At 64.4% G+C, this 23,095-nt stretch carries 5 protein-coding genes; all 5 read left to right on the top strand.

What is annotated here, in order from left to right; genetic code table 11:
* Genes EIY71_RS22345 through EIY71_RS22365 form a run of 5 tightly spaced genes read left to right on the top strand, consistent with a single transcriptional unit; the run spans nt 1 to nt 23,095 of the window.
* The gene (locus EIY71_RS22345) at nt 1-9,009 is read left to right on the top strand and encodes a non-ribosomal peptide synthetase (RefSeq protein WP_134023154.1); all 9,009 of its coding nucleotides are present in this window, start codon (nt 1-3) and stop codon (nt 9,007-9,009) included.
* On the top strand, nt 9,006-13,118 hold the full coding sequence (locus EIY71_RS22350; protein ID WP_134023156.1) for a non-ribosomal peptide synthetase: 4,113 nt from the start codon (nt 9,006-9,008) through the stop codon (nt 13,116-13,118). The genes EIY71_RS22345 and EIY71_RS22350 overlap by 4 nt, the downstream gene beginning before the upstream one ends.
* Nucleotides 13,115-22,210, top strand: a complete 9,096-nt coding sequence (locus EIY71_RS22355; RefSeq protein WP_134023158.1) for a non-ribosomal peptide synthetase — start codon at nt 13,115-13,117, stop codon at nt 22,208-22,210. The genes EIY71_RS22350 and EIY71_RS22355 overlap by 4 nt, the downstream gene beginning before the upstream one ends.
* The gene (locus tag EIY71_RS22360) at nt 22,207-22,896 is read left to right on the top strand and encodes a hypothetical protein (RefSeq protein ID WP_240864907.1); all 690 of its coding nucleotides are present in this window, start codon (nt 22,207-22,209) and stop codon (nt 22,894-22,896) included. Before EIY71_RS22355 ends, EIY71_RS22360 begins: the two co-directional genes overlap by 4 nt.
* A complete protein-coding gene (locus EIY71_RS22365) occupies nt 22,889-23,095 on the top strand; it encodes an MbtH family NRPS accessory protein (RefSeq protein WP_011333696.1) in 207 nt (68 codons plus the stop codon). The genes EIY71_RS22360 and EIY71_RS22365 overlap by 8 nt, the downstream gene beginning before the upstream one ends.

The following is a 23,095-nucleotide window of genomic DNA, read 5'->3' on the forward strand; positions in this document are numbered from 1 at the left end:
ATGCTCGACAACACTTCCTTGCGTGGGACGAATTCCGCGCAGCCCGACGTTTGCTCCTTGAAACCGTTCGATGCGGACCTGTGCGTGCACGGTCTGTTTGAGGCGCAGGTGCTGCGCAACCCCGAGGCCATCGCCGCACGCTGGCAGGAGGAAGCGCTCAGTTACCGTGAACTGAATATCCGCGCCAACCGGCTGGCCCGTCACCTGCGCAAGCTCGGGGTCGGGCCGGACGTGCGAGTCGGGCTGTGTCTGGAGCGTTCGCTGGAGATGTTGGTCGGCGTACTCGCAGTCCTCAAGGCCGGCGGCGCCTATGTGCCGCTGGACCCGGCCTATCCGCAGGCGCGGCTGGCGCACATGCTGGCCGACAGCGCACCGCCGGTGGTGCTGACCCACGGCCAGGCGCGCGATGTTTTGCGGGCGGTGCTCGAACAGTCGGCGACTGCACCTGCGGTATTGGATCTGGCCGACGCTCATGTCTGGGCTTCGCTCTCGGCAGACAATCCCGATCCTCACGCAATCGGTCTGACACCCCGTCACCTGGCTTACGTGATCTACACCTCCGGCTCCACCGGCACCCCGAAAGGCGTGATGGTCGAGCACTGCGGACTGGTCGCCGTGAGCGCCGACTGGGCGCAGCTTTATGCTTTGGGCGAGCCGGTCAACCACCTGCAGATGGCGGGTTTTTCCTTCGACGTGTTCAGCGCCGACCTGATCCGTTCGCTGGGTTTTGGCGGCACGCTGGTGCTCTGCCCACGGGACACCCTGATGGACCCGCCGGCCCTGTATCGCCTGATGCGCGAGGCGCAGATTGGCTTTGCCGACTTCGTGCCGGCGCTGCTCAATCCGCTGCTGGCGTGGGTCGAAGAGACCGGCCACGACCTGTCGTTCCTGCGCACCGTGGTCTGCGGCTCCGACATCTGGACCGCCCACAGCGCGCGGCAATTGCGCAGGCTGTGCGGTGATCGCGTGCAGATCGTCCAGGCCTACGGCGTGACCGAAGCGAGCATCGACAGTACCTGTTTCGAGTTCACCGAAAACAGCCAGATCGACGCGGTGCTGCCCATCGGCCGGGCACTGCCCCATACCCGGATTTACCTGCTCGACACTGACGGCGCACCGGTTGCCGAGGGCGTCGCAGGCGAGCTGTACATCGGCGGCGTCGGCGTGGCGCGCGGTTATTTGAACCTGCCACAACTGACCAGCGAGCGTTTTATCGACAGCCCGTTCGTGGCGGGCGAACGCCTTTACCGCACCGGTGACCTGGCGCGTTACCGGGCCGACGGCCAACTGGAATTTCTCGGCCGCAACGATTCCCAGGCCAAGTTGCGCGGCCTGCGTCTGGAACTGGGGGAAATCGAAACCAGGCTGGCGGACATCCCGGGTATTCGGGAAAGCGTGGTGCTGCTGCGCCAGGACAGTCCCGGTGAACCGCGATTGGTCGCCTACTACTGCGAAAAACCAGACACCACTTTGAGCCCACGTTCCCTGCGTGAACAGCTGCAAGTCAGCCTGCCGGATTACATGGTGCCGACCGCCTTCGTGCGCCTCGACTCGTTGCCGCTGACCGCCAACGGCAAGGTCGATCGGCCCGGTTTACCGGCGCCGGACGCCGAGGCGTTCGATCAGCAGGAATACCAGGCACCCGAAGGCCCGCTGGAAACCGCGCTCGCCGCGATCTGGGCCGACGTGCTCGGCGTCGAGCGGGTCGGGCGTCAGGATCAGTTCTTCGCCCTCGGCGGTCACTCGCTGCTGGTGATGCGCGTGCTGGCGCAGGTTCGTCATGCGCTGGAGCTGGAAGTCGCGCCTTCGACGCTGTTTGCCGCGCCGGTTCTGGCGGCGTTCGCCGAACGGCTGCAAGCCAGTCAGGCTGCGGCTCGCCCGGCCATCACGGCCCTTGAACGCACGGGCGCGCAAACGTTGTCGTCTGCTCAGCAGCGCCTGTGGTTTCTGGCGCAAATGGAGGGTGGCAACGCGGCGTACCACATGCCGCTTAACCTGCGTTTGCGCGGTTCGCTGGACGTGCCGGCACTCGAACGCAGCTTCAATCAGCTGGTGGCGCGCCATGCTGCGCTTCGCACCACGTTCATTGCCGTTGAAGGGGAAGGGCGACAACGGGTTTCGCCGCCGGCGCACAGCATCCGGCTGACGGTGACTGACGTGCAGGGGCACGATGCGCAAGAGCGTCTGACCCGCTTGATCGACGAGGAGGGCGCCAGACCGTTCGACCTGAGCCGCGGCCCGTTGATGCGGGTCAGCCTGCTGCGACTGGCGGCGGATGACCATGTGTTGCTGCTGACCCAGCATCACATCATCTCTGACGGCTGGTCGATGGGCGTGCTCACCCGCGAGCTGGGGCAGCTGTACGCAGCGGCGTTGCTGGATCGCGACGATCCGCTGCCGCCCTTGCCGGTGCAGTACGTGGATTACGCCGTGTGGCAAAAGCAATGGCTGTCCGGCGACGTGCTGGAGCAGCAGAGCCGGTACTGGCGCGAGACCCTCACGGGCGCGCCGGTATTGCTGGAGTTGCCGACCGATCACAAGCGCCCGCCCGTGCAGGATTACCTCGGCGGCTTTGTTCCGTTGGTCTTCGACGCCGCTTTGACCGCACGCCTGAAAGCCCTGGGCATGCAGCAAGGCACCACGCTGTTCATGACTCTGCTGGCCGGTTTTTCACTGCTGCTGTCGCGCCTGTCGGGGCAAAGCGATGTGGTGATCGGCGTGCCATCGGCCAACCGCCCGCAGCAGGAACTGGAAGGGCTGATCGGTTTCTTCGTCAACACCCTCGCGCTGCGCGTGACTCAGTCCGGGACGCCGTCGGTGGCGCAATGGCTGCAACAGGCGCGGCGAGTGGCGCTGGAGGCTCAGGAACATCAGGACCTGCCGTTCGAGCAAGTGGTGGAGTTGCTCAATCCGCCGCGCAGTCTGGCCCACAGCCCGTTGTTCCAGGTGTTGTTTGCCTGGGAGCAGGATCAGGATTCCGATCTGCTGCTGACCGGGCTGGATGTCACGCCTGTCGAGAGCAGCCATCACGTGGCCAAGTTCGATCTGCAACTGGCGCTCAGTGAGCGCGACGGGCAGATCGTCGGCGGTCTGGAATATGCCTCGGGCCTGTTCGAGCGCAGCACTGTCGAGCAGTTCGGCGAGTACCTGCGTCGGGTGCTGACGCAGATGGTCGAGGACAGCCAACAGTCGCTGGCAAGGATCCAGCTGCTGAACGCCGAGCAACTCCAGCAGATCGTTCATGACTGGAACCGTACCGCGCGAGATACCACGTCACTGCCCGGTTGCGTGGCGCGCTTCGAAGCCCACGCCCGGCAGACGCCCGACGCCGTGGCGCTGCTCGCTGACCGTGAGCAGCTGAGTTACGGCGAGCTGAATCGCGCCGCCAACCGCCTCGCGCATTACCTGATCGAACAAGGCGTCGGCCCCGAGCATCGCGTCGGCTTGTGCCTGGAACGCTCGCCGCAAATGGTCATCGGCCTGCTGGCGATCCTCAAGGCCGGCGCGGCGTACGTACCGTTCGACCCGGCTTATCCGAGCGAGCGGCTGGCGTTCATGTTCAGCGATGCCGCGCCGACCTTGCTGCTGACGCAATCGAGCCTGGTGTCCGGGCTGCCGGCCAACGAGGCGAAGATCTGCTGCCTGGACACCGACGCAGCGCAATGGGCGCAACACCCGACGGATGATCCGCACGTCAATGTGAGCCCGGAAAACCTCGGCTACGTGCTCTACACCTCCGGCTCCACCGGACGCCCGAAAGGCGTGGCCCACAACCGTCGTGCGCTGGACAACCTGATCGCCTGGCAGCTTGATCAAGCCACGGCACCGCAACGCGTGCTGCAATTCGCCTCGCTGAACTTCGACGTCTCGTTCCAGGAAATCTGCAGCACGCTGTGCCAGGGCGGCAGCCTGTTGCTGATGACCGAAGACAGCCGCAAGGACCTCGCCGCGCTGCGCCCGACTCTGGTGGCCGAAGGCGTGCAGCGGGCGTTCCTGCCGTTCGCCGTGTTGCAGCAACTCGCCGGCCTGACCGAGGCCGGTGCGCCGATGCCGGCCGGCGGCTGCGAAATCATCACCGCCGGTGAAGCCCTGCAAATCAATGACGAGCTGCGCGGTTTTGTTCGCGGACTCGGTGGCGCGCAACTGCACAACCAGTACGGGCCGACCGAAACCCACGTGGTCAGCCAGTTCAGCCTCGACTGCAATGAGGCCGAATCCTGGCCGGACGCGCCGCCCATTGGCCGTCCCATCGCCAACGCGCGGCTGTACGTGCTGGACGAGCACTTGAATCCAGTCCCGGTCGGTGTGGCGGGCGAGTTGTACATCGCTGGCGCCTGCCTGGCCCGAGGGTATCTGAACCGTCCGGACCTGACCGCTGAACGCTTCCTGCCGGACCCGTTCAGTGGCGAGCCGGGCGCGCGGATGTACCGCAGCGGCGACCTCGCGACATTCCTGGCCGACGGCAACGTGCAATACCTGGGACGCATCGACCAACAGGTGAAACTGCGCGGCTTCCGCATCGAACTCGGTGAGATCGACAGCCTGCTGCATCAACAACCCGGTGTGCAGGAAGCCGCCGTGTTGCTGCGTGAAGACGTGGCCGGGGACAAGCGTCTGGTGGCCTACGTGGTCGGCACTGCGACCAGTGAATCCCTGCGCGCCGAACTGCAACGCCAGTTGCCCGAACACATGATCCCGAGCGCCTGGGTCCGGCTCTCGCAATTACCGCTGACCCGCAACGGCAAGCTCGACCGCCAGGCGCTGCCGGCACCGGAACGCAGCGCCGGCGCGACTTACGAAGCGCCGCGCAACGACATTGAACGGCAAATGGCCGAGATCTGGGCCGAAGTGCTCAAGTGCGAACGGGTCAGTATTCACGACAACTTCTTCGACCTCGGGGGCCATTCGCTGCTGGCGACGCGGATGATCTACGCGATCAACCAGCGCATGGGCGCGCAACTGTCCCTGAGCAGCCTGTTCCAGACCCCGGTGTTGCTGGATCTGGCGGCGCAGGTGTCGCGTGAAGAGCAAAGCGTTGAACCGGCGTTCATTCAGATCGAACCGGATCGCGACAATCGACATGAACCGTTCCCTCTGACCGATATCCAGCAAGCCTACTGGTTCGGTCGCGAGGCCACGGTCAGCCTCGGTGGCGTCAGTGCCCACGGTTACGAAGAACTGCGCATTCCCGACTTCGACGCCGAGCGTTTCGAACAAGCCTTGAACCGCATGATCCTGCGCCACGACATGCTGCGCGTGGTGTTCCTCAGCGACGGCACGCAGCAGGTGCTGGCGCAGGTGCCGACCTATCGCATGCCGCGCAGCGATCTGCGCGGTTTGCCCGCCGATGTGGCGCAGCGCACGCTGGAAGCGACACGCGAACGCCAGTCCCATCAGGTGCTGGACGCCAGTCGCTGGCCGCTGTTCGAGTTCAGCCTGTCGTTGCTGGATGACGGCATTACCCATTTGCACATCAGCCTCGACGCGCTGATCGTCGACGCCGCGAGCACGCAGATTCTCGCCCGCGAACTGATGGCGTTCTACGTTGATCCGAACCTGGAACTGGCGGAACCGGGCCTGACTTTCCGCGACTATGTTCTGGCCGAACAACAGCTGCGCAACGGCCGCCGTTACGAGCAGGCGCTGAGCTACTGGCGCGACCGAGTGACTACTTTGGCCCCGGCGCCAGACCTGCCATTGGTGCGCCAACCCGAAAGCATCGCCAACCCGCACTTCACCCGCCGCGACCGCGACATGTCGGCGGCGCAGTGGACGCAGCTCAAAGCCGTGGCCAAACAGTTTGCCGTGACGCCGTCGGTGATGCTGCTGACCGCGTTCAGCGAAGTGCTGGCGCTGTGGAGCCGCACGCCGCGTTTCACCCTGAGCCTGCCGCTGTTCAACCGTATGCCGCTGCACACCGATGTCGACGAAATCATCGGCGATTTCACTTCGCTGGTGCTGCTGGAAGTCGGCATTGACGGAACACAAACCTTTACCGACAAGGCCCGCGCCGTGCAGGCGCAACTGTGGCGCGACATCGACCATTCGGTGGTCAGCGGCGTGCGGGTGCTGCGTGAATTGTCCCAGGCCCGGGGCGTGCAGCAGACGGCGATGCCGATCGTGTTCAATAGCACACTGTCGGAAGCGGCGCCGGAGTTGGCCGAGTTCAACCTCGCCGACGCGTTGAACGCCAGGCACATGCACAGCATCACCCAGACCCCGCAAGTGTGGCTCGACCACACGTTGCTGGAGCTGGAAGGACGCCTGTTGTTCAACTGGGACAGCATCGACGAACTGTTCCCGCAAGGCATGATCGAGCAGATGTTCGTCGCCTATAACGCGCTGCTCGACAGCCTTTGCGAACCGGCAGCCTGGGGCGCGAACACGCCACAACTGCTGCCGCAGGCACGCTTGCCGGCACCGGTCGACCATCAGCAAACGCTGCCATTGATGCACGAACTGTTCGAACGTCAGGCCCTTGCCACACCGGACGCACTGGCGGTGATCGGCACGCGACAGCTGACGTACGCCCAGCTTCGCTTTGAGGCCCGACAACTCGGCGCCCGATTGCAAACACAGGGCGTGCTGCCGAACCGCTTGGTCGCGGTGGTGATGGAGCGCGGCTGGGAACAAGTGGTCGCAACCCTGGCGATTCTGTATGCCGGCGGCGCTTACCTGCCGATCGAGCCGACGCAACCGGCGGAACGGCTGCGGCATATTCTGGAGCGGGCCGAGGCGAGTCTGGCCCTGACCCAACCGGCGCTGCTCGACAAGATCGAATGGCCGGCGCAAGTCACGACCATTGCCGTGACCGATGAAGTTTCAAACGATGGACTGTCACTGCAACCGGTGCAGGTGAACGAAAGCGACCTCGCTTACGTGATCTACACCTCCGGCTCCACCGGTCAGCCGAAAGGCGTGGTGATCGACCATCGCGGCGCGGTCAACACCTTGCTCGACATCAACCGGCGCTTTGCCGTCGGCCCGAACGACCGTGTATTGGCGATCTCGTCGCTGAGCTTCGACCTGTCGGTCTATGACTTCTTCGGCACGTTGGCGGTGGGCGCGGCGGTGGTCATCCTCGACCCGCAACTGACCCTCGATCCGGCGCACTGGCTCGAATTGATCAAGCGTCATCACGTCAGCCTGTGGAACTCGGTGCCGGCGCTGCTCGGCATGCTGGTCGAATACGTGGAGGGTGAGGGCGGCGCGTTGCCTGCCAGCCTGCGGGTGGCGATGCTGTCCGGCGACTGGATTCCGTTGACCCTGCCCGAGCGGGCCTGGGCCTTGCAGCCGGATTTGCAACTGATCAGCCTGGGCGGTGCCACCGAAGCGTCGATCTGGTCGATCTGTTACCCGGTACAGCACGTCGACCCGGCTTGGCGGAGCATTCCCTACGGCAAGGCCCTCGATCATCAGCGCTTCTACGTGCTGGATGAAGCGCTGCAAGTGCGCCCGACCTGGGTTGCGGGGCAGTTGTACATCGGCGGCATCGGTCTGGCGAAAGGTTACTGGCGCGATGAAAAATTCAGCGCGGGCAGTTTCTTCAATCATCCACTGACCGGCGAACGGCTGTATCGCACCGGCGACCTGGGCCGTTTGCTGCCCGACGGCAACATCGAATTCCTCGGTCGCGAAGACAATCAGGTCAAGGTCCAGGGTTATCGCATCGAGCTGGGCGAGATCGAAGCCGCGCTCAATCGCCATCCCGGCGTGCAGAGCGCGGTGGTGCGGATTCTTGGCAGCACGCTGGGCGAGAAACGTCTGGCGGGCTACGTGCTCAAGGCCGATCCGGCGTTGCAGGCCAGCGATTTCAGCGCGTACCTGAGCGACAAGCTGCCGGCCTACATGATTCCGCCGTCGTTCACCTTTGTTGAAGCGTGGCCGTTGTCGTCCAACGGCAAGGTCGACAAGAAACGCCTGCCGGAGCCTGAGCAAGTCGAGGAGCAAGGGCCGGCGCTGGAAGTCGACGGCCCTCAGGAACAGCGGCTGGTGGAAATCGTGCAGGATGTGCTCAAGCGCGAATCGATTGCCGCCAACGCCAATCTGCTGAACCTCGGCGCAACGTCGATCGATATCGTCCGGATCAGCAACGCGTTGTCCGGCGCCTTGCAGTTCCGCCCGCACGTGGCGCAACTGCTGGCCCAGCCGACGTTGCTGCATCTGCTTGGCATGTACCGCCAGAACCGGGCGCGGCAGGATCTGCTCGGCAACGTGCAGCAGGCTCCGGAGCCCGTGCAGGACATCATCGAAGATCCCCAGCAGCGAGCGCAGTTCAAGGCCGAACAACGCGGACGCCGCGACTTCGCTCAGACTTTGCCGGCAGTGGCACTGGATCTGCCGCAAGACCCGGCCTTCGCCCGGCGTTTGAGCGATTACCGCTCGGTGCGTCAATACGACCTGCAACCGATCGCCGCCCAGGCCTTCGCGCACGTACTGGCGGCGCTGGCTCAAGGACAACTCGACGGCGAAGTGAAATACCAGTTCCCGTCGGCGGGTGGCCTTTACCCGATTCAGGCGTACCTCTACGTCAAGCCGGATCGCGTGCTCGGCGTGCCCGGTGGCGCGTATTACTACGATCCCCGCCAGCATCGTTTGCTGGCGCTCCAGAGCGGAGCGCTCGACCCGGACACCTACGACTATTTCGTTAACCGTCCGGTGTACGAGAACGCCGCGTTCTCGCTGTTCTTCATCGCCGACATGGCCGCGATCCGCCCGCTGTATGGCGAGCGCAGCCGTGACTTCTGCCACATCGAAAGCGGTGCCATGGCCCAGTTGCTGAGCATGACCGCCGTCGAGCACGGGTTGGGCCTGTGCGGCATCGGCTCGGTCGATGAGCAGCAACTGACGACGCTGTTCGACCTCGGGCCGAGCCATGAATTGATCTACTCGATGATCGGCGGGCTGCGCACAGCCGATGAACAACACCGCGCGCCGGTCGAGGCGTTTGCCATCGAGCCTGTGACCGCAAGTCTGGACGACGAAGACATGGAGGAGTTCGAAGTATGAATGCCGATCAATTGCTGGCGTTGTTCGCTCGCCATGGCGTGGTGCTCGAAGTGGACGGTGACAGGCTGCGCTGCAAGGCGCCGCGCGGGTTTCTCACCGAAGAACTGACCCAGGCGCTCAAGCGTCACAAACAGGAACTGATCGCCTTGCTCGGCGGGCACGATGACGCGGCGATTCCCCGCCGTGCCGGCGCGCACGCGTCCTGGCCATTGTCGTTCTCGCAGCGGCAACTGTGGTTTCTCGATCAACTGGAACCCGGCAACCCGTTCTACAACGTGCCGACGGCGGTAACACTGAAAGGGCAGTTGGATGTCGCGCAGCTGGAGCGGGCGCTGAACGAATTGGTGGCCCGGCACGAAGTCCTGCGCACGACGTTTTGCAGCGTGGACGGTGAACCGCGTCAAGTTGTTCATGCATCGATGCCGCTGTCGTTGTCGGTAACGGATCTGCGCCATTTGTCTGCCGAAGACCGCGAGCAGCACGTGCGATCCGCCGTCGAGCAGGACGCCCGGGCGCCATTCGATCTGGCGAGCGGGCCGTTGCTGCGGGCGTCGTTACTGCGCGTGGCCGACGATGAATACCTGTGGCTGTACAGCGTGCATCACATCATCGCCGACGGCTGGTCGATGGGCGTGATCCTGCACGAAGTCGCCACGTCGTACGGCGATTATCTGCGTGGCGAAACCCCGACGCTTGCGCCGCTGCCGGTGCAATACGCCGACTACGCCTGCTGGCAGCAACAGCGAGTGGGCGGCGCCGTGCTGGACGCACAGCTCGATCACTGGCGGCGCACCCTGGACGACGCGCCGCTGTTGTCGACCTTGCCCGCCGACCGGCCGCGTCCGTTGGTGCAGCGCTATGTCGGGGCCACGTTCAGTTCCTCCGTCGATGGCGGCACCTTGCGTGAACTCACGGCGCTGGCCCGGCAGACCCAAGGCACGCTGTTCAACGTACTGCTCGGTGCTTTGGCTGTGTTGTTGTGGCGCCACAGCGGTCAGCAGGATCTGTGCATCGGCACGCCGTTCGCCAACCGTAATCGTCCGGAAGTCGAGCCGCTGATCGGCCATTTCGTTAACACCTTGGTGCTGCGTCAGCGCCTGAATCCGCAGCAAACCTTCGCCGAGCTGCTGCGCGAGGTGCGGGGTCAGATGCTCGACGTCCACGCCCATCAGGACGTGCCGTTCGACCGCGTGGTGGAGGCCGTCAACCCGCAGCGCGATCCCGGTCATTCGCCGTTGTTTCAGGTGATGCTCGTGTTGCAGAACACGCCAGGTAACGCGGTGCAGATGCCTGGCCTGGAACTGGCGCCGTACGGCACCAGCAGCGCCACAGCCAAGTTCGATCTGGCGTTCGAATGGGTCGAGCGGGAAGGGCGGCTGGACTTGCTGGTGGAATACAACACCGACCTCTACGACATCGCAACCATCGAACGCCTGAGCGGGCACTTCCGTCACCTGCTCGAACAGATCGCCGCCGACGCCAAGCAACCGATCAATGCCTTGCCGCTGATGAATGAGGCTGAGCGTCAGCAAGTGCTTGTGGACTTCAACCGCGCCGCGCCACTGACGCAAACGGCGCCCTGCGTGCATCAACTGGTTGAAGCGCAGGCCGCGAGCAACCCTCAGGCCTGCGCGGTGGTGTTCGAGGGTGAATCCCTGAGCTACGCCGAACTCAATGCCCTGGCCAACCGACTGGCGCGGCATTTGCGCACCTTGGGCGTCGGCCCGGATGTGCGCGTGGCGGTGTGCATCGAGCGTTCGCTGGAATTGCCGGTGGCGCTGCTGGCGGTGCTCAAGGCCGGTGGCGCCTACGTGCCGTTGGATCCGGATTATCCGCTGGGACGCCTGAGCCATATGCTCGGCGACAGCACGCCGGCGGTGCTGCTGACACTTGGCTCGGCGCACGCAATCTTGCGTCAGGCCGTGCAGGGTTCGAACTGGGAAGCGCCGATCCTCGACCTCGAAAAGGACGCCGCGAGCTGGGCGTCGTTGCCGGCGGACAATCTCGACCCACGCAATGTCGGCGTCACCCCTGACCATCTCGCCTACGTGATCTACACCTCCGGCACCACCGGCTTGCCCAAGGGCGCGATGGTCGCCCACCGTGGCTTGAGCAATCTGCTGCTGTGGTGTTTGCAGGTCTGCGGCGAAGCGGGGGCGATGCTGCACAAGATTCCGTTTGGTTTCGATGCCTCGGCGTGGGAGACCTTCTGGCCGTTGGCAACCGGCGGGCGGCTGGTGATCGCGCGGCCCGGCGGGCATTACGAACCGGCGTATCTGGCCCGCGAGGTGCGCGAGCAGCAGGTCACGGCGCTGGTGTTCGTGCCGGCGATGTTGCAGCTGTTTCTGGAGGTCGACGAGGTCAGCCAGTGTACGTCGCTGACCGATGTGTTCAGTGGCGGCGGTGAACTGCCGCCAGCGCTGGCGCGGCGCTTTCAGGAGCGTCTGCCCCATGCACGGCTGCACAACGTTTACGGCCCGACCGAAACCACGGTGATCAATAGCATCTGGACCCTGGAGCCCGGCGCCGAAGTGCCGGCCCGGCAACTGCCGATCGGTCGGCCGATTTCCAACAACTGCTTTTATGTTCTTGATGACCGCGACCAGCCGGTGCCGGTGGGCGTGACCGGGCATCTGCACATTGGCGGCGTCGGCGTGGCCCGGGGTTATCTGGGGCTGGCGCAGCTCAGTGCCGAGCGCTTTATCGACAATCCCTTTGTCACAGGTGATCGGCTCTATCGCAGTGGCGATCTGGCGCGTTATCGCCCGGACGGTCAGCTGGAGTTTCTGGGTCGCAACGACTTTCAGGTCAAGTTGCGCGGTGTGCGCCTGGAGCTGGGTGAGATTGAAGCCCGACTCGAAGCATTCGCGGGTATCCGCAGCGCCGTGGTGTTGATGGTCGGCGAAGCAGCGCAGGACCAGCGGCTGGTAGCTTGTTGCGTGGTGGCAGAGCCCGTGGACGAAGCAGCGGTGCACGCCCATCTGGCGACAACCCTGCCCAGAGCGGTGATCCCCGGCAGCTATCTGTGGCTCGACGCGCTGCCGCTGACCGCCAACGGCAAGGTTGATCGCGCCGCGCTGACCGCGTTGGCGGACGAAGAAATGGTCAACCGTCAGGTCAACCTGAGCAGCCCGCGCGACCACATCGAACTGGCGCTGTACCAGATCTGGAAAAGCCTGTTGCTGGCGCCGCAGATCGGCATTCGCGACAACTTCTTCAATGTCGGCGGCACCTCCATCGCCGCGATCAAAATGGCCCATGAAATCAGCCAGCAGTTCGCGGTCGAAGTGCCGGTGCGCGTGGTGCTCAGCTACCCGACCATCGAAGCGCTGGGTGGCTGGCTGCGGGTCGGGGCGAATCCGGCGCTGGCCCAGAACAACCTGATCGAATTCCGTCGCGGCAGCGGCCAGCACAACGTGGTGTGCATTCACCCGGCGGGCGGCACGGCGTTCTGTTACCTGTCGCTGGCCAAGGTGCTGCCGGATGAAACCGGCGTCTATGGGGTGCAATCGCCGGGGCTGAATCCGGGAGAGAGCACCGAGCCGACGGTCGAAGCGATGGCCGAGGCTTACTTGCGCCAGATCGAACCGCTGACACAGCAACCGCTGATCCTCACCGGGTTGTCGTTCGGCGGCCTGGTGGCCTATGAAATGGCGCGGCGATTGACGGCGGCCGGGCATCGTCAGGTGACGGTGGTGCTGCTCGACACCCAGGGCAGCGACGATCCGGGCTTCCGCGAGCAGATCGGCACCGTGGACATGGCCGAGTTCCGCGACAAACTGGTGCGTTTCAACGGCATGTACCCCGGCATCGAAGATGCCCAGGTCGAACGCTATTTCAACATCTACAACCACAACCGTTTGGCCATGGCCGCCTATGAGTGCGCACCGCGCGGCGGTCGCGTGGTGCTGATCCAGGCGCGGGAAGATTTCAGCCGCCATCAGTTGCATGAACTGCGCGGCTTCTGGCGTCGCCGCGCAGGCCGCGGTTATCTGGCGAAACTCGTCAGCGGCGGGCACTGGGACATGCTCGAAAGCGCGGAAATCCATCGGGTCTCGCAAATCATCCGTCGTGAGCTGCAACGCTTCGACGCGCAGGAGGCGAAATGATGAGTGCGTCCAATGACATGCCGTTGCTCACGCGTTTCGCCGAGCAAGTGGCGGGTAATCCGCAAGCCCCGGCGGTGATCGATCAGTCGGTCACGCTAACTTACGCGGAACTGGCCAGCGCCAGTGAGCGCATCGCCCGAGGGTTGCTGGCGCGCGGTGTTGAGCCCGGTCAGTCGCTGGCGTTGTGCATGCCGCGTTCATGGCAATGGCTGGCGGCGATCCTTGGCGCGCTGAAAGTCGGTGCGGTGGTGGTGCCGCTGGATCGGGCCAGCCCGCGCAAACGCCGGGAGTTGATGTTGGCGGATGCGGCGTGTGTCGGCCTGATTACTCTGGACGAGGAACCGCTGTGGTCGCCTTCACTGTGGCAAACCAGCGTCGAGGCCTTGCTCGATCAGCCGGACGCTCCGCCGCAAACACTGGCCGAAGACTTCGCCGAGGTGATGTTCCTGTTCTACACCTCGGGCACCACCGGCACGCCAAAAGCCGTCGAGGTGGGCGAGCGCGGCTTGCTGCGGCTGGCGCACAGCGACGGCTATATCGAGATTCGCCCGACGGACCGGTTTGCCTGCCTGTCCAACCCGGCGTTCGATGCGTGCAGTTTCGAACTGTGGGCGCCGCTGCTCAACGGCGGTTGCTGCGTGATGATCGCCGACGATGACGTGCTGGATGCGCGTCGACTGGCCGAGGTGCTGGAGCGGACGCAGGTCGACAACCTGTTCATGACGGTGTCGCTGTTCAACACGTTGATTGCCGAGTGGCCGTCGTGTTTTTCCAGCGTGCGTCAGGTGCTGATTGGCGGTGAGCAGATCAGTGCCGCCGCTGTTCGTGGTTGGTATCGGGACAATCCTGAGAGCCGCTGCCGGATTTTTAACGTCTATGGCCCCACTGAGTGCACCACGTTTGCCTTGTGCTGGCCGATCAGCCGCGACTTTGCCGGCGACTCGGCGCCCATTGGCCGACCGTTGCCGGACACTGGCGTGTTGGTGCTGGATGAACAGCAACGGCCAGTGCCGCCGGGCGAGGTGGGCGAGCTGTATTTGAGTGGCAGCGGTGTCGCTCGGGGCTATCGCAACCGGCCCGAAGAAACTGCCCGCCAGTTCGTTCGTTTGCCCGACCTCGACGGTGGTGTGCAGGTGCATTACCGCACCGGTGATCTGGTGCGGTGCAATGCCGAAGGCTTGATCGAGTACCTGGGGCGGGTCGACCGGCAAGTGAAGATTCGCGGCTTCCGGATCGAGCCGGGGGAGGTGGAGCAACGGATGCTGGAGTATCCGGGTGTGGCGCAGGTGTACGTCTGCACCCGGCGGCAGGCGGCTGAAGATCATCAGTTGCTGGCGTTCATTGTGCCTCGGGGAGCGCTGGACTATCACGCCTTCGAAACCCATCTGCGGGCACAACTGGCGCCGTATATGCGGCCGCATCAGTTGTTCCTGCTGGAGCGCCTGCCGCTGACGACCAATGGCAAAATCGACCGTGATGGCTTGCTGGCCCAAGGGCTGAGTCCGTGGCATCCAGTGATGGATGCCGTTGACGATGGCGCTGCTTCGCCTGCCTTGAACTGGATGCTGAAACAAGCCCGTTCGCTGCTCGGCCAACCGGCCCTGAGTGCGCAGGATGACTGGCTCGGCAGCGGCGGCGATTCGCTCAAGGCCATGCGCCTGCGCTCGGCGATTCGTGTTCGTTGGCAGCGCGAGATCGCTCTCGACACGTTGCTCAACGAGCCTTTCTCGTCACTGGCCGAACAACTGACCGGTGAAACGAACGGCGATTCGATCTACCCACCTGCGCCCCCGATCAGTAGCGCCAAACGCCTGCCAGCCACCGCCGAACAGCGCCGTTTGTGGCTGTTGCAACAACGCTCGCCGACCTCAACGGCTTATAGCGTGCCGCTGATTCTGCAACTGGCGGCGGGTGTCGAAGTCGCCGCACTTTCCGAAGCCGTCGGGCGACTGGTACAGCGTCATCCTGGATTGCGCACGGCTTTTGCACCCGGTAGCGACGGACTCGATCAAGTAATTGCCGAGCAGGGGCCGACCTGTCGAACCTTCGCGGTCGGGCATTTCACCGAGGACAACTGGCAGGCCTTCGCAGAACTGGTGTTCGCCGCGCCGTTCGACCTGACCACGCCCAACCTGTTTCAGGCCTGGCTGTTGCCGTTCGCCGATGGCAGCTGCCGGTTGTTGCTGAACTTGCATCACATCATCGTCGATGGCTGGTCGGTGAACCTGCTGTTCGACGACCTGGCGCAGCTTTACGCCGATGTCCTGCAAGGCCGCGACAGCCCGCAACCGGCCGCCCGGTTGACAACGCTGGAGTTTGGCCAGTGGCAGCGCCAGTGGAGCGTCGATCCGCATTATCGCGACCAGCGCCGCGCCCTCGCCGAATTGCACCGCCGTCAGGAAGAACCATCGTCTGCATTGATGCCAATGCGCGAAATCAGCCCGGACGCCCGGTTGCACCGCGAACCCTTGGGCACTCTCCGTAGCGCTGCCCTTGAACGCTATTGCACCCAACAACGACTGACCCGTTTCGAAGTGCTGTTCAGCGTCTTCGCCTGGAGCCTGTACGCCCTGACCGGGTGCGAGCGGCCACGGATCGCCAGCCCGGTGTCCAACCGGCCGCTGGCGGAGTTCGAAGACACCGTCGGCATGTTTGCCAACACCGTGCTGATCCCCACCGCCGTTGAAAACGCATTGACCCTGAGCGAGCAGTTGCGCAAGCAGACCGCCACCGTGCGCGAGGTGCTGGCGTTGCAGGACGTGGCGCTGGCGGATCTGGTGGAAGACCTGCGGCTGTCGTCGAGCCCCTTGCTGTTCGATTTCATGTTCGTGCTGGAAAACACCGATTACGCCGCGTTGACCGACTCGAACCTGCGCGCCACGCTGGCATTCAACCAGCAATTGCACGCCAAGTGCCCGCTGACGTTGTTGATGGTGGGCAGCGGTTCGCAACTGGAATGCTGGTGGGAATATCAGTGCAGCTATTTCGATGCCGAACAGATGAGCACGCTCAACGCGTTGTTCCGCCGTGGTCTGGATTTGTTGCTGGAAACTCCGGCGGCCAATCTCAACGATTTGCTCAGTCCGTATCGACGCAACCTGCCACCGGCCAGCGAAGGTCCGCAGATTGCGCTTCCGTTCAACACATTGGCGGATGGGTTCGAGCATCAAGTGCATTGCACGCCGGAGGCGATTGCGCTGGTTCAGGGTCAGCACCGTCTCACCTACAGCGAGCTGAATGCGCAGGCCAATACTCTGGCGGCTACCCTGATCGAGCGTCATCCGGTGCCAGCCGGGAACGCGCCGCTGCATGTCGTGCTGTTCCTCGATGCCTCGGTGGAACATATCGTCGCCTTGCTGGCGCTGGCCAAACTCAACCTGACCGCCGTGCCGCTGGATCCTGCTTATCCGGTGGCGATCCAGCGTCAGGTGCTGGAGCAGGCGCAACCGCACTGTGTGCTGTTCAGCGACACGACGGCGGCCGCACTCGACGACCTGAACGCCGGACGATTCGCCACGCATCGGATCGATCTTCACGCCGATGCCGAAGCGTTCGAGCGTCCGCGCCACGCCGGCGAGCGGCCGCTGTACACGCTGTTCACCTCCGGATCCACCGGCACGCCCAAAGGTGTGCAAGTGTCCGAGCGCACCCTGTGCAACCTGCTGCAATGGCAGCGCACCGAGGGGCAGTTGCCGGCGAAAGCGATAACGCTGCAGTTCTCGATGCTGTCGTTCGATGTGTCGTTCCAGGAGATTTTCAGCACCCTGTGCGGCGGCGGTTGTTATCACCTGATCACGCCGCGATGGCGGCAGGATGCCGAGGCGTTGCTGGATTACATGGTCGAGGCGCGGATCGAGCGGCTGTTCCTGCCTTACGTGGCCTTGCAGCATCTGGCGCAAACCGCCGTGGCCAGGGGCGTTTACCCGTCGGCGTTGCGTGAGGTGATCACGGCCGGGGAGCAATTGCTCTGCACCGACGCGCTGCGCAACTGGTTCGGCGGCATGCCGCAGGCCTCGCTGTTCAACCACTACGGCCCGACTGAAACCCACGTGGTCAGCGCCATGCGCCTGCCGCCCGTGGCGCGGGACTGGCCGTTGCGCGCGCCGATCGGTCATGCCGTTGGTAATGCGCGGCTGTTGCTGGTCGATGAGCACGATCGCCCGGTGCCTGCGGGCAGTCGCGGTTATCTGCTGGTGGCCGGGCCGATGGTTGCCCGTTGCTATCTGGCTGATCCTGCGCTGAACACCGCGCGGTTTGTCGAGCTGGCAGACGGCTGTTTGTACTATCGCACCGGCGATCTGGCGTGGGCCGATGCCCAGGGCTGCCTGCTTTACCTGGGACGTGACGATCAACAGATCAAACTCAGCGGCCATCGTCTGGAACTGGGGCAGATCGAGGCGGCGCTGATGCAGGTGCCGGAAGTGGTCAACGCGGTGGTGGCGGTGCAGGCCGATCCACCACGGCTGATCGCCTGGTTGCAACTCGATGGCCAACCTGCGACCTCGCAACAATTGGATCGTCAGGTCGCGCGGCTGCTGCCGGCCCATGTGCGAATCGATGAATACCGACGGATCGACCGCTGGCCACGCACCCCCAGCGGCAAGATCGATCGCAAGGCCTTGCCGAATGTGGGCGAGGCGTTGGAACGGCGCAGCACGCCAGCACCGGTTGTTCAATTGACCGCACTGGAACGGCAACTCAGCGAGTTGTTCCAGGCCGTGATCGGCCGGGACATCGAGCCGGAGCAGACCTTCTTCGAGGCCGGCGCCACCAGCCTCGGCCTGATGCGATTGCATGGCCGTTACGCCGAAGAGCTGTCGCACAAGGTGACGATGGCCGATCTGTTCGAGCACGTCACGGTGCGGCGTCTGGCGGCGCATCTGTCGACCGCACCAGTGGCGTCGGCGGAGCGTGTTCGGCAAACCGATGCAGGTCATCAGCCGATGGCGATCATCGGCATGGCAGTCAATGTGGCCGGGGCGCAGAACCTGTCCGAGTTCTGGGCGATGGTGCAAGGCAACGAGTTGGGCATCGAGCACTTTGCCGCCGAAGAGGGCCTGGTCGGCGCCCGCAGTCAACTGGCGGGCATGCTCGATTTCGATCCCGAGTACTTCGGCATCAGCCGCCAGGAAGCGCGCCTGATGGATCCGCAACAGCGGCATCTGCTGATGGCCTGCGTGCAGGCCCTGCAACACGCGGCCATCGTTCCGTCGGCGGAGGGCCCGCGCATCGGTCTGATCGCCAGTTGCGGCGAAACCACGTACTTCCAGCAAATGCTGCGCGAGACCGCCGACGACGATCTGCCTGACGGCTTCCAGCTGGCGCTGCACCACGACAAGGATTTTCTTGCGACCAAAGCCGCGTATCACCTGGACCTCAACGGCCCGGCCCTGAGCGTGCAGGCCGCTTGCGGCAGTTCGCTGATCGCCGTGCACCTGGCCAGTTCGATGCTGCGTCAGGGCGACAGCGACGTGATGCTCGCGGCCGGAGTGCTGATCGACCCGACCCTGACCGAGGGCTACCGGCATCGCTCGCAGCATATTTTTTCCGCCGATGGTTTGTGTCGTCCGTTCAGCGACGATGCCAGCGGCACCCTTGGCGCCAGCGGTTACGGGGTGGTGGTGCTCAAGCCGCTGGCCAAGGCGCGGGCCGATGGTGACCGGATCTATGCGTTGGTCGAGGGCTCGGCGTTGAACAACGATGGCCGGGCCAAGATGAGTTACACCGCACCGTCGGTGGCCGGGCAGAGCGCGGTCATCCGCGATGCCCTGAGTCGGGCCGGGTTGACCGGTGCCGACATCGGCTACATCGAGGCCCATGGCACCGGCACCTTGCTGGGCGATCCGATCGAGGTTGCGGCGTTGACCAAGGCTTTCGGCGATGCGCCGGTCGGTCATTGCGCGCTGGCTTCGGTGAAAAGCCAGATCGGTCATTTGGGCGCGGCGGCGGGGGTGGTCGGGCTGATTCGCGCCAGCCTCGCGGTGTTCCATGGCGTGTTGCCGCCGAACCTCGGTTTTGGCCGGATCAACCCGCAGATCGATCTGGAACATTCACCGTTCTACGTGCCGACCACGTCCCGGCCATGGCCGGAGGGGCGGCGGCGACTGGCCGGTGTCAGCAGTTTCGGGATTGGCGGGACCAATGCGCATGTCATCGTCGGTGCTGCGCCAGTTTCGCAGGAAGGGGTCGAGGAAACATTGCCGCTGCTGATGATCTCGGCCCATAGCCGGGCGGAGTTGCTGCGCGATATCGCGGCGATTCGCGAATACCTGCACGCGAACCCGGAACAGCAGACTGCGTTGCTGCGGCACTTGCAGTCAGGTCGCCGGCAGTTGCGCTGGCGCTTCGCAATGGTTTGTGGGACGGGTGAGGCCATTCCATTGCAGCCGACAGCGATCAAGGAAATCACGGTCTCAAGCGCGCAGGTGATCGCCCGTGATCAATCGCCGCAGGAGCTGCTGGACGCCTGGTACGAAGGCGCGAATATCCAGTGGCCGCAGCGCTCGGCACCGCCGCCCTGGGATTTGCCGCCGTCGTCGTTCGATCTTCAGCCGTATCGTTTCCAAACCGCTGTAGCTGCCGAACCTGATGCGCCAGCCCTTGAGCGACAACCGCTAGCGGACTGGTTCCACCAGCGCCAGTGGGTGCGCACCCGACGCCTGAGCGCGACAGCGACGGCCGGATCCCGTGAGGTGCTGATTCTGTGCAGCCATGAGGCGCCGGAATCGACCTTGCTGGCGAGCCTGAACACTGTCTATCGACGCGTGATTCAAGTGCGCGCGGGCAATGGCTTCAAGCGCCTGAGCTCGGACCGTTTCGAGCTTGATCCGCTGGACACCGAAGCCCTGCACCGTTTGCTCACCGAGGTTGCAGAGCCTGAACTCGGCGAACTCGACTGGCTGCATGCCTTGCCGCTGGCGGTGTCGGGCGCGGTCAACGAGCAATCGCTGGATCTGGCGCAGTGGGCTTGCCTGGACACGGTCAGTGCGCTGATGCAGGCCTGGGGGCAAACCCCGCGCACGACACGTCTGCGCTTGTGGTTGATGTCATGGCAGGCGTGTCCGGTGGACGGCGAGGTTCAGCGTCCCGAATTGGCAGCGCTGGCCGGCATCACCGAAGTGGTGCCGCAGGAATACCCGGTGCGTTGCCACTGGCTGGACTGGCCGTCGCCACGTCTCGAAGCGCAGGCCGGCGAGTTGGCAGCGTTGCTTGCCGATCCGGTTTCGTTGCCTCGGCGAATGGCGGTGCGCGACGGTTACCTCTGGCAGCCACGCTTGATGCCTCAGCCATTGACCGGCCCGGCAACGACGTCACTTTTACCGGAAGATGGAACATTCCTCGTGCTGGGCGGCAGCGGCGGCATCGGTCGGACCTTGTGCGAACACCTGCTACGGGCACCCGCGCGCCGTGTGGTGCTGATCTCGCGCCAAGGGCAATTGCCTGAGTCGCTGGCGGCGTACGCTTCGCGGATCGACTGCATCAAAGCGGACATCGCCGACCTGCCACGCTGGCCGCAGATCCTCGATCAACTGGCCGTTCGCTACGGTCGCCTGAGCGGGGTGATTCATGCGGCAGGCGTCGGTGCGGGTAGCCTGATTCGCCACCGTGATGCCCGGGAAATGGCCGAGGCCATGGCCGCCAAGACTCGCGGCATGCTGGCGGTCGAGGCGTTGATCGAGCACCTGAAGCCGGGTTTTGTCCTGTACTGCTCGTCGATGTCGGCGCTGTTCGGCGGCGCTGGGCATCTGGATTACGCGGCGGCCAGCGGGGTGCTCGACGGCTTCACTCACTATCGCTCGAACCCGGCCGACGCTTGCCTGCGTCTGGGGATCAACTGGGACATCTGGCGCGACATCGGCATGGCCACCACCAGCAACGGTGGAGACGCCGCGCATCTGGAGCATCTGACGGTCGGTTTGTCGGCCGAAGAAGGCTGTCGGGTGTTCGATCTGGCGATGGCGACGCAGTTGCCGCAGCTGCTGATCTCCACCACCGGCATCGACACGGCGCGGCGGTTTTATCCGGTTCGTCACGGTGCTGTGGCCACCCCGGTCGAGGCGCCGAAGGGCGTGGATCTGTCGGTGCGCTTGCGTGAGTGCCTGTGCAAGTGGCTCGGTGTGGCCGAGCTGGAAGATGACGATTCGCTGTACGACCTGGGCGCTGATTCGCTGACGCTGCTCGACCTGATCGACGAACTGCAAGCGGCCACCGGTGAGGTGTTCCAGCTGTCGCAATTCAGCCACAAGGTCAGCCTGAGCGAGGTGCTGGGGCTGGTCTCGACCGCTACGGTTGAAGAGGCTCCCGGCGTAACACTGCAGGGCTGGCACGACGCAGTGCGGATCGATCAATGGCATGCCGGTGCCGGCCGCGACTGGCTGTACCTGATCCACCCGGTGGGCGGCGATGTTCAGGCTTATCGGGAACTGGTGTCGGCGCTGCCGGCGGAACTGGGCGTGTGCGTGATCGCCGACCCGGCGCTGCGCCTGCCGCAGTTGCCGAACATCAGCGTGGAGGAGCGTGCACGCTGGTATCTGGAGGCGATCAAAATCCACCTTCCGCACGGCTGCACTTGGCGTCTTGCAGGCTGGTCGTTTGGTGCATGGGTGGCGCAGGCGCTGTGTCATCAGGCCCGGGCTGACGGGTTCAGGCAGCCGTTGTTGTACCTGATCGACCCACCCGCGCCCGATGCCGGTGTGGAACTGGCCGGCATCGACGAGCAGACCATCGAGCAGGTGTTCCAGCGCGAATTTGCCCAGCGCTGGCCGGCGGTCGAAGGGCAGGGCATGGTCGAGGAACGTCAGGCCTATCTGCAACGGTTGACGGTGTGCTGCCGCAACAACATGACCAGCATGATCGACTTCCAGCCACCGGCGCTGGCGACCACGGCGGTGCGGCTGTTCATCGCCGGGCACGCCAATCCTTACGGGCTGGGTAACGACTGGAACCCGGACGACCTGCAACGCAACTGGCAGGCCTTGCTGCCGCAGTTGCGCAGCTGGCAAACCCTGGACACTGATCATTACGGCATCGTGGCGGGCCGCTGGGCGCGGTTGCTGGCCGAGGTGATCGGTACGGATGAGCCGGCGCCATGAATGAACCGATCTCGATGCCGCGATGGCTACTGAATTTAGTGCAAGTACTGTGCGAGACCGGACAGGCCGACGACCTGCGCAAGCGGATAGACAATGGCGAGGGTGCCGTGCCGTTGCGGCTGTTTCATTTCTGGCAGGCCGACGTGGTCATGCCGATGCTCGGCGAAGCCGTGCCGGAACATCAGCAGGCGCTGCTCGCGTTGCAAAGCCTGCATCAGCGGGCGGCGCTCGGCGTGATCGGGCGTCAGGGCGAATGGCGAGCCACGCTCAAACCGGTGTTGCTGGCGCTGTATCGCAAGGCCTACGCCTACGACGCTGCTTACGCCAAGGCCCACGCCAGTGCGCTGACCTACGGCCTCGCGCCGGCCAACAGCGCCATGATTGCCGAGCACTTCGGCGATGCCGAGGCGTTCGCCGAGTACTACGCGCAACTGAATACCGAGGCCGCCGCCACCGCGTTTGCCCACGCGCATGCCAGCGCCAACGCCGAAGTGTCGGCCCGGGCCTTCGCGGACGACGACGCAGACACCTGCGCGCAGATTTGCGCGGCATCCGTACGGGTTTACGTCGGGGCCTGCACGCAGAACGACGAACAGCGACATGCCGTATTCAACCATCTCGCCACCGGGCTCGAGCGAAGTCTGGCCACACTGCAATCCCGTTCAACAGGAGAACGACATGAATGACGCACAACTGCAATTCGATGTGGTGATCAACGCTCAGGGCCAGTATTCCCTGTGGCCGGCGGGCAAGCCGATGGCCAGCGGCTGGAGCGAGGCGGGGATGCGCGGCGAACGCCAGGTCTGTCTGGATTACATCAACGAGCACTGGATCGACATGCGCCCGCGTTCGCTGCGCGAGCAGTCATCGGTGTCGTTCCAATAA

Source organism: Pseudomonas sp. CH235 (assembly GCF_004368175.1).
Taxonomy (GTDB): Bacteria; Pseudomonadota; Gammaproteobacteria; order Pseudomonadales; family Pseudomonadaceae; genus Aquipseudomonas; species Aquipseudomonas paraglycinae.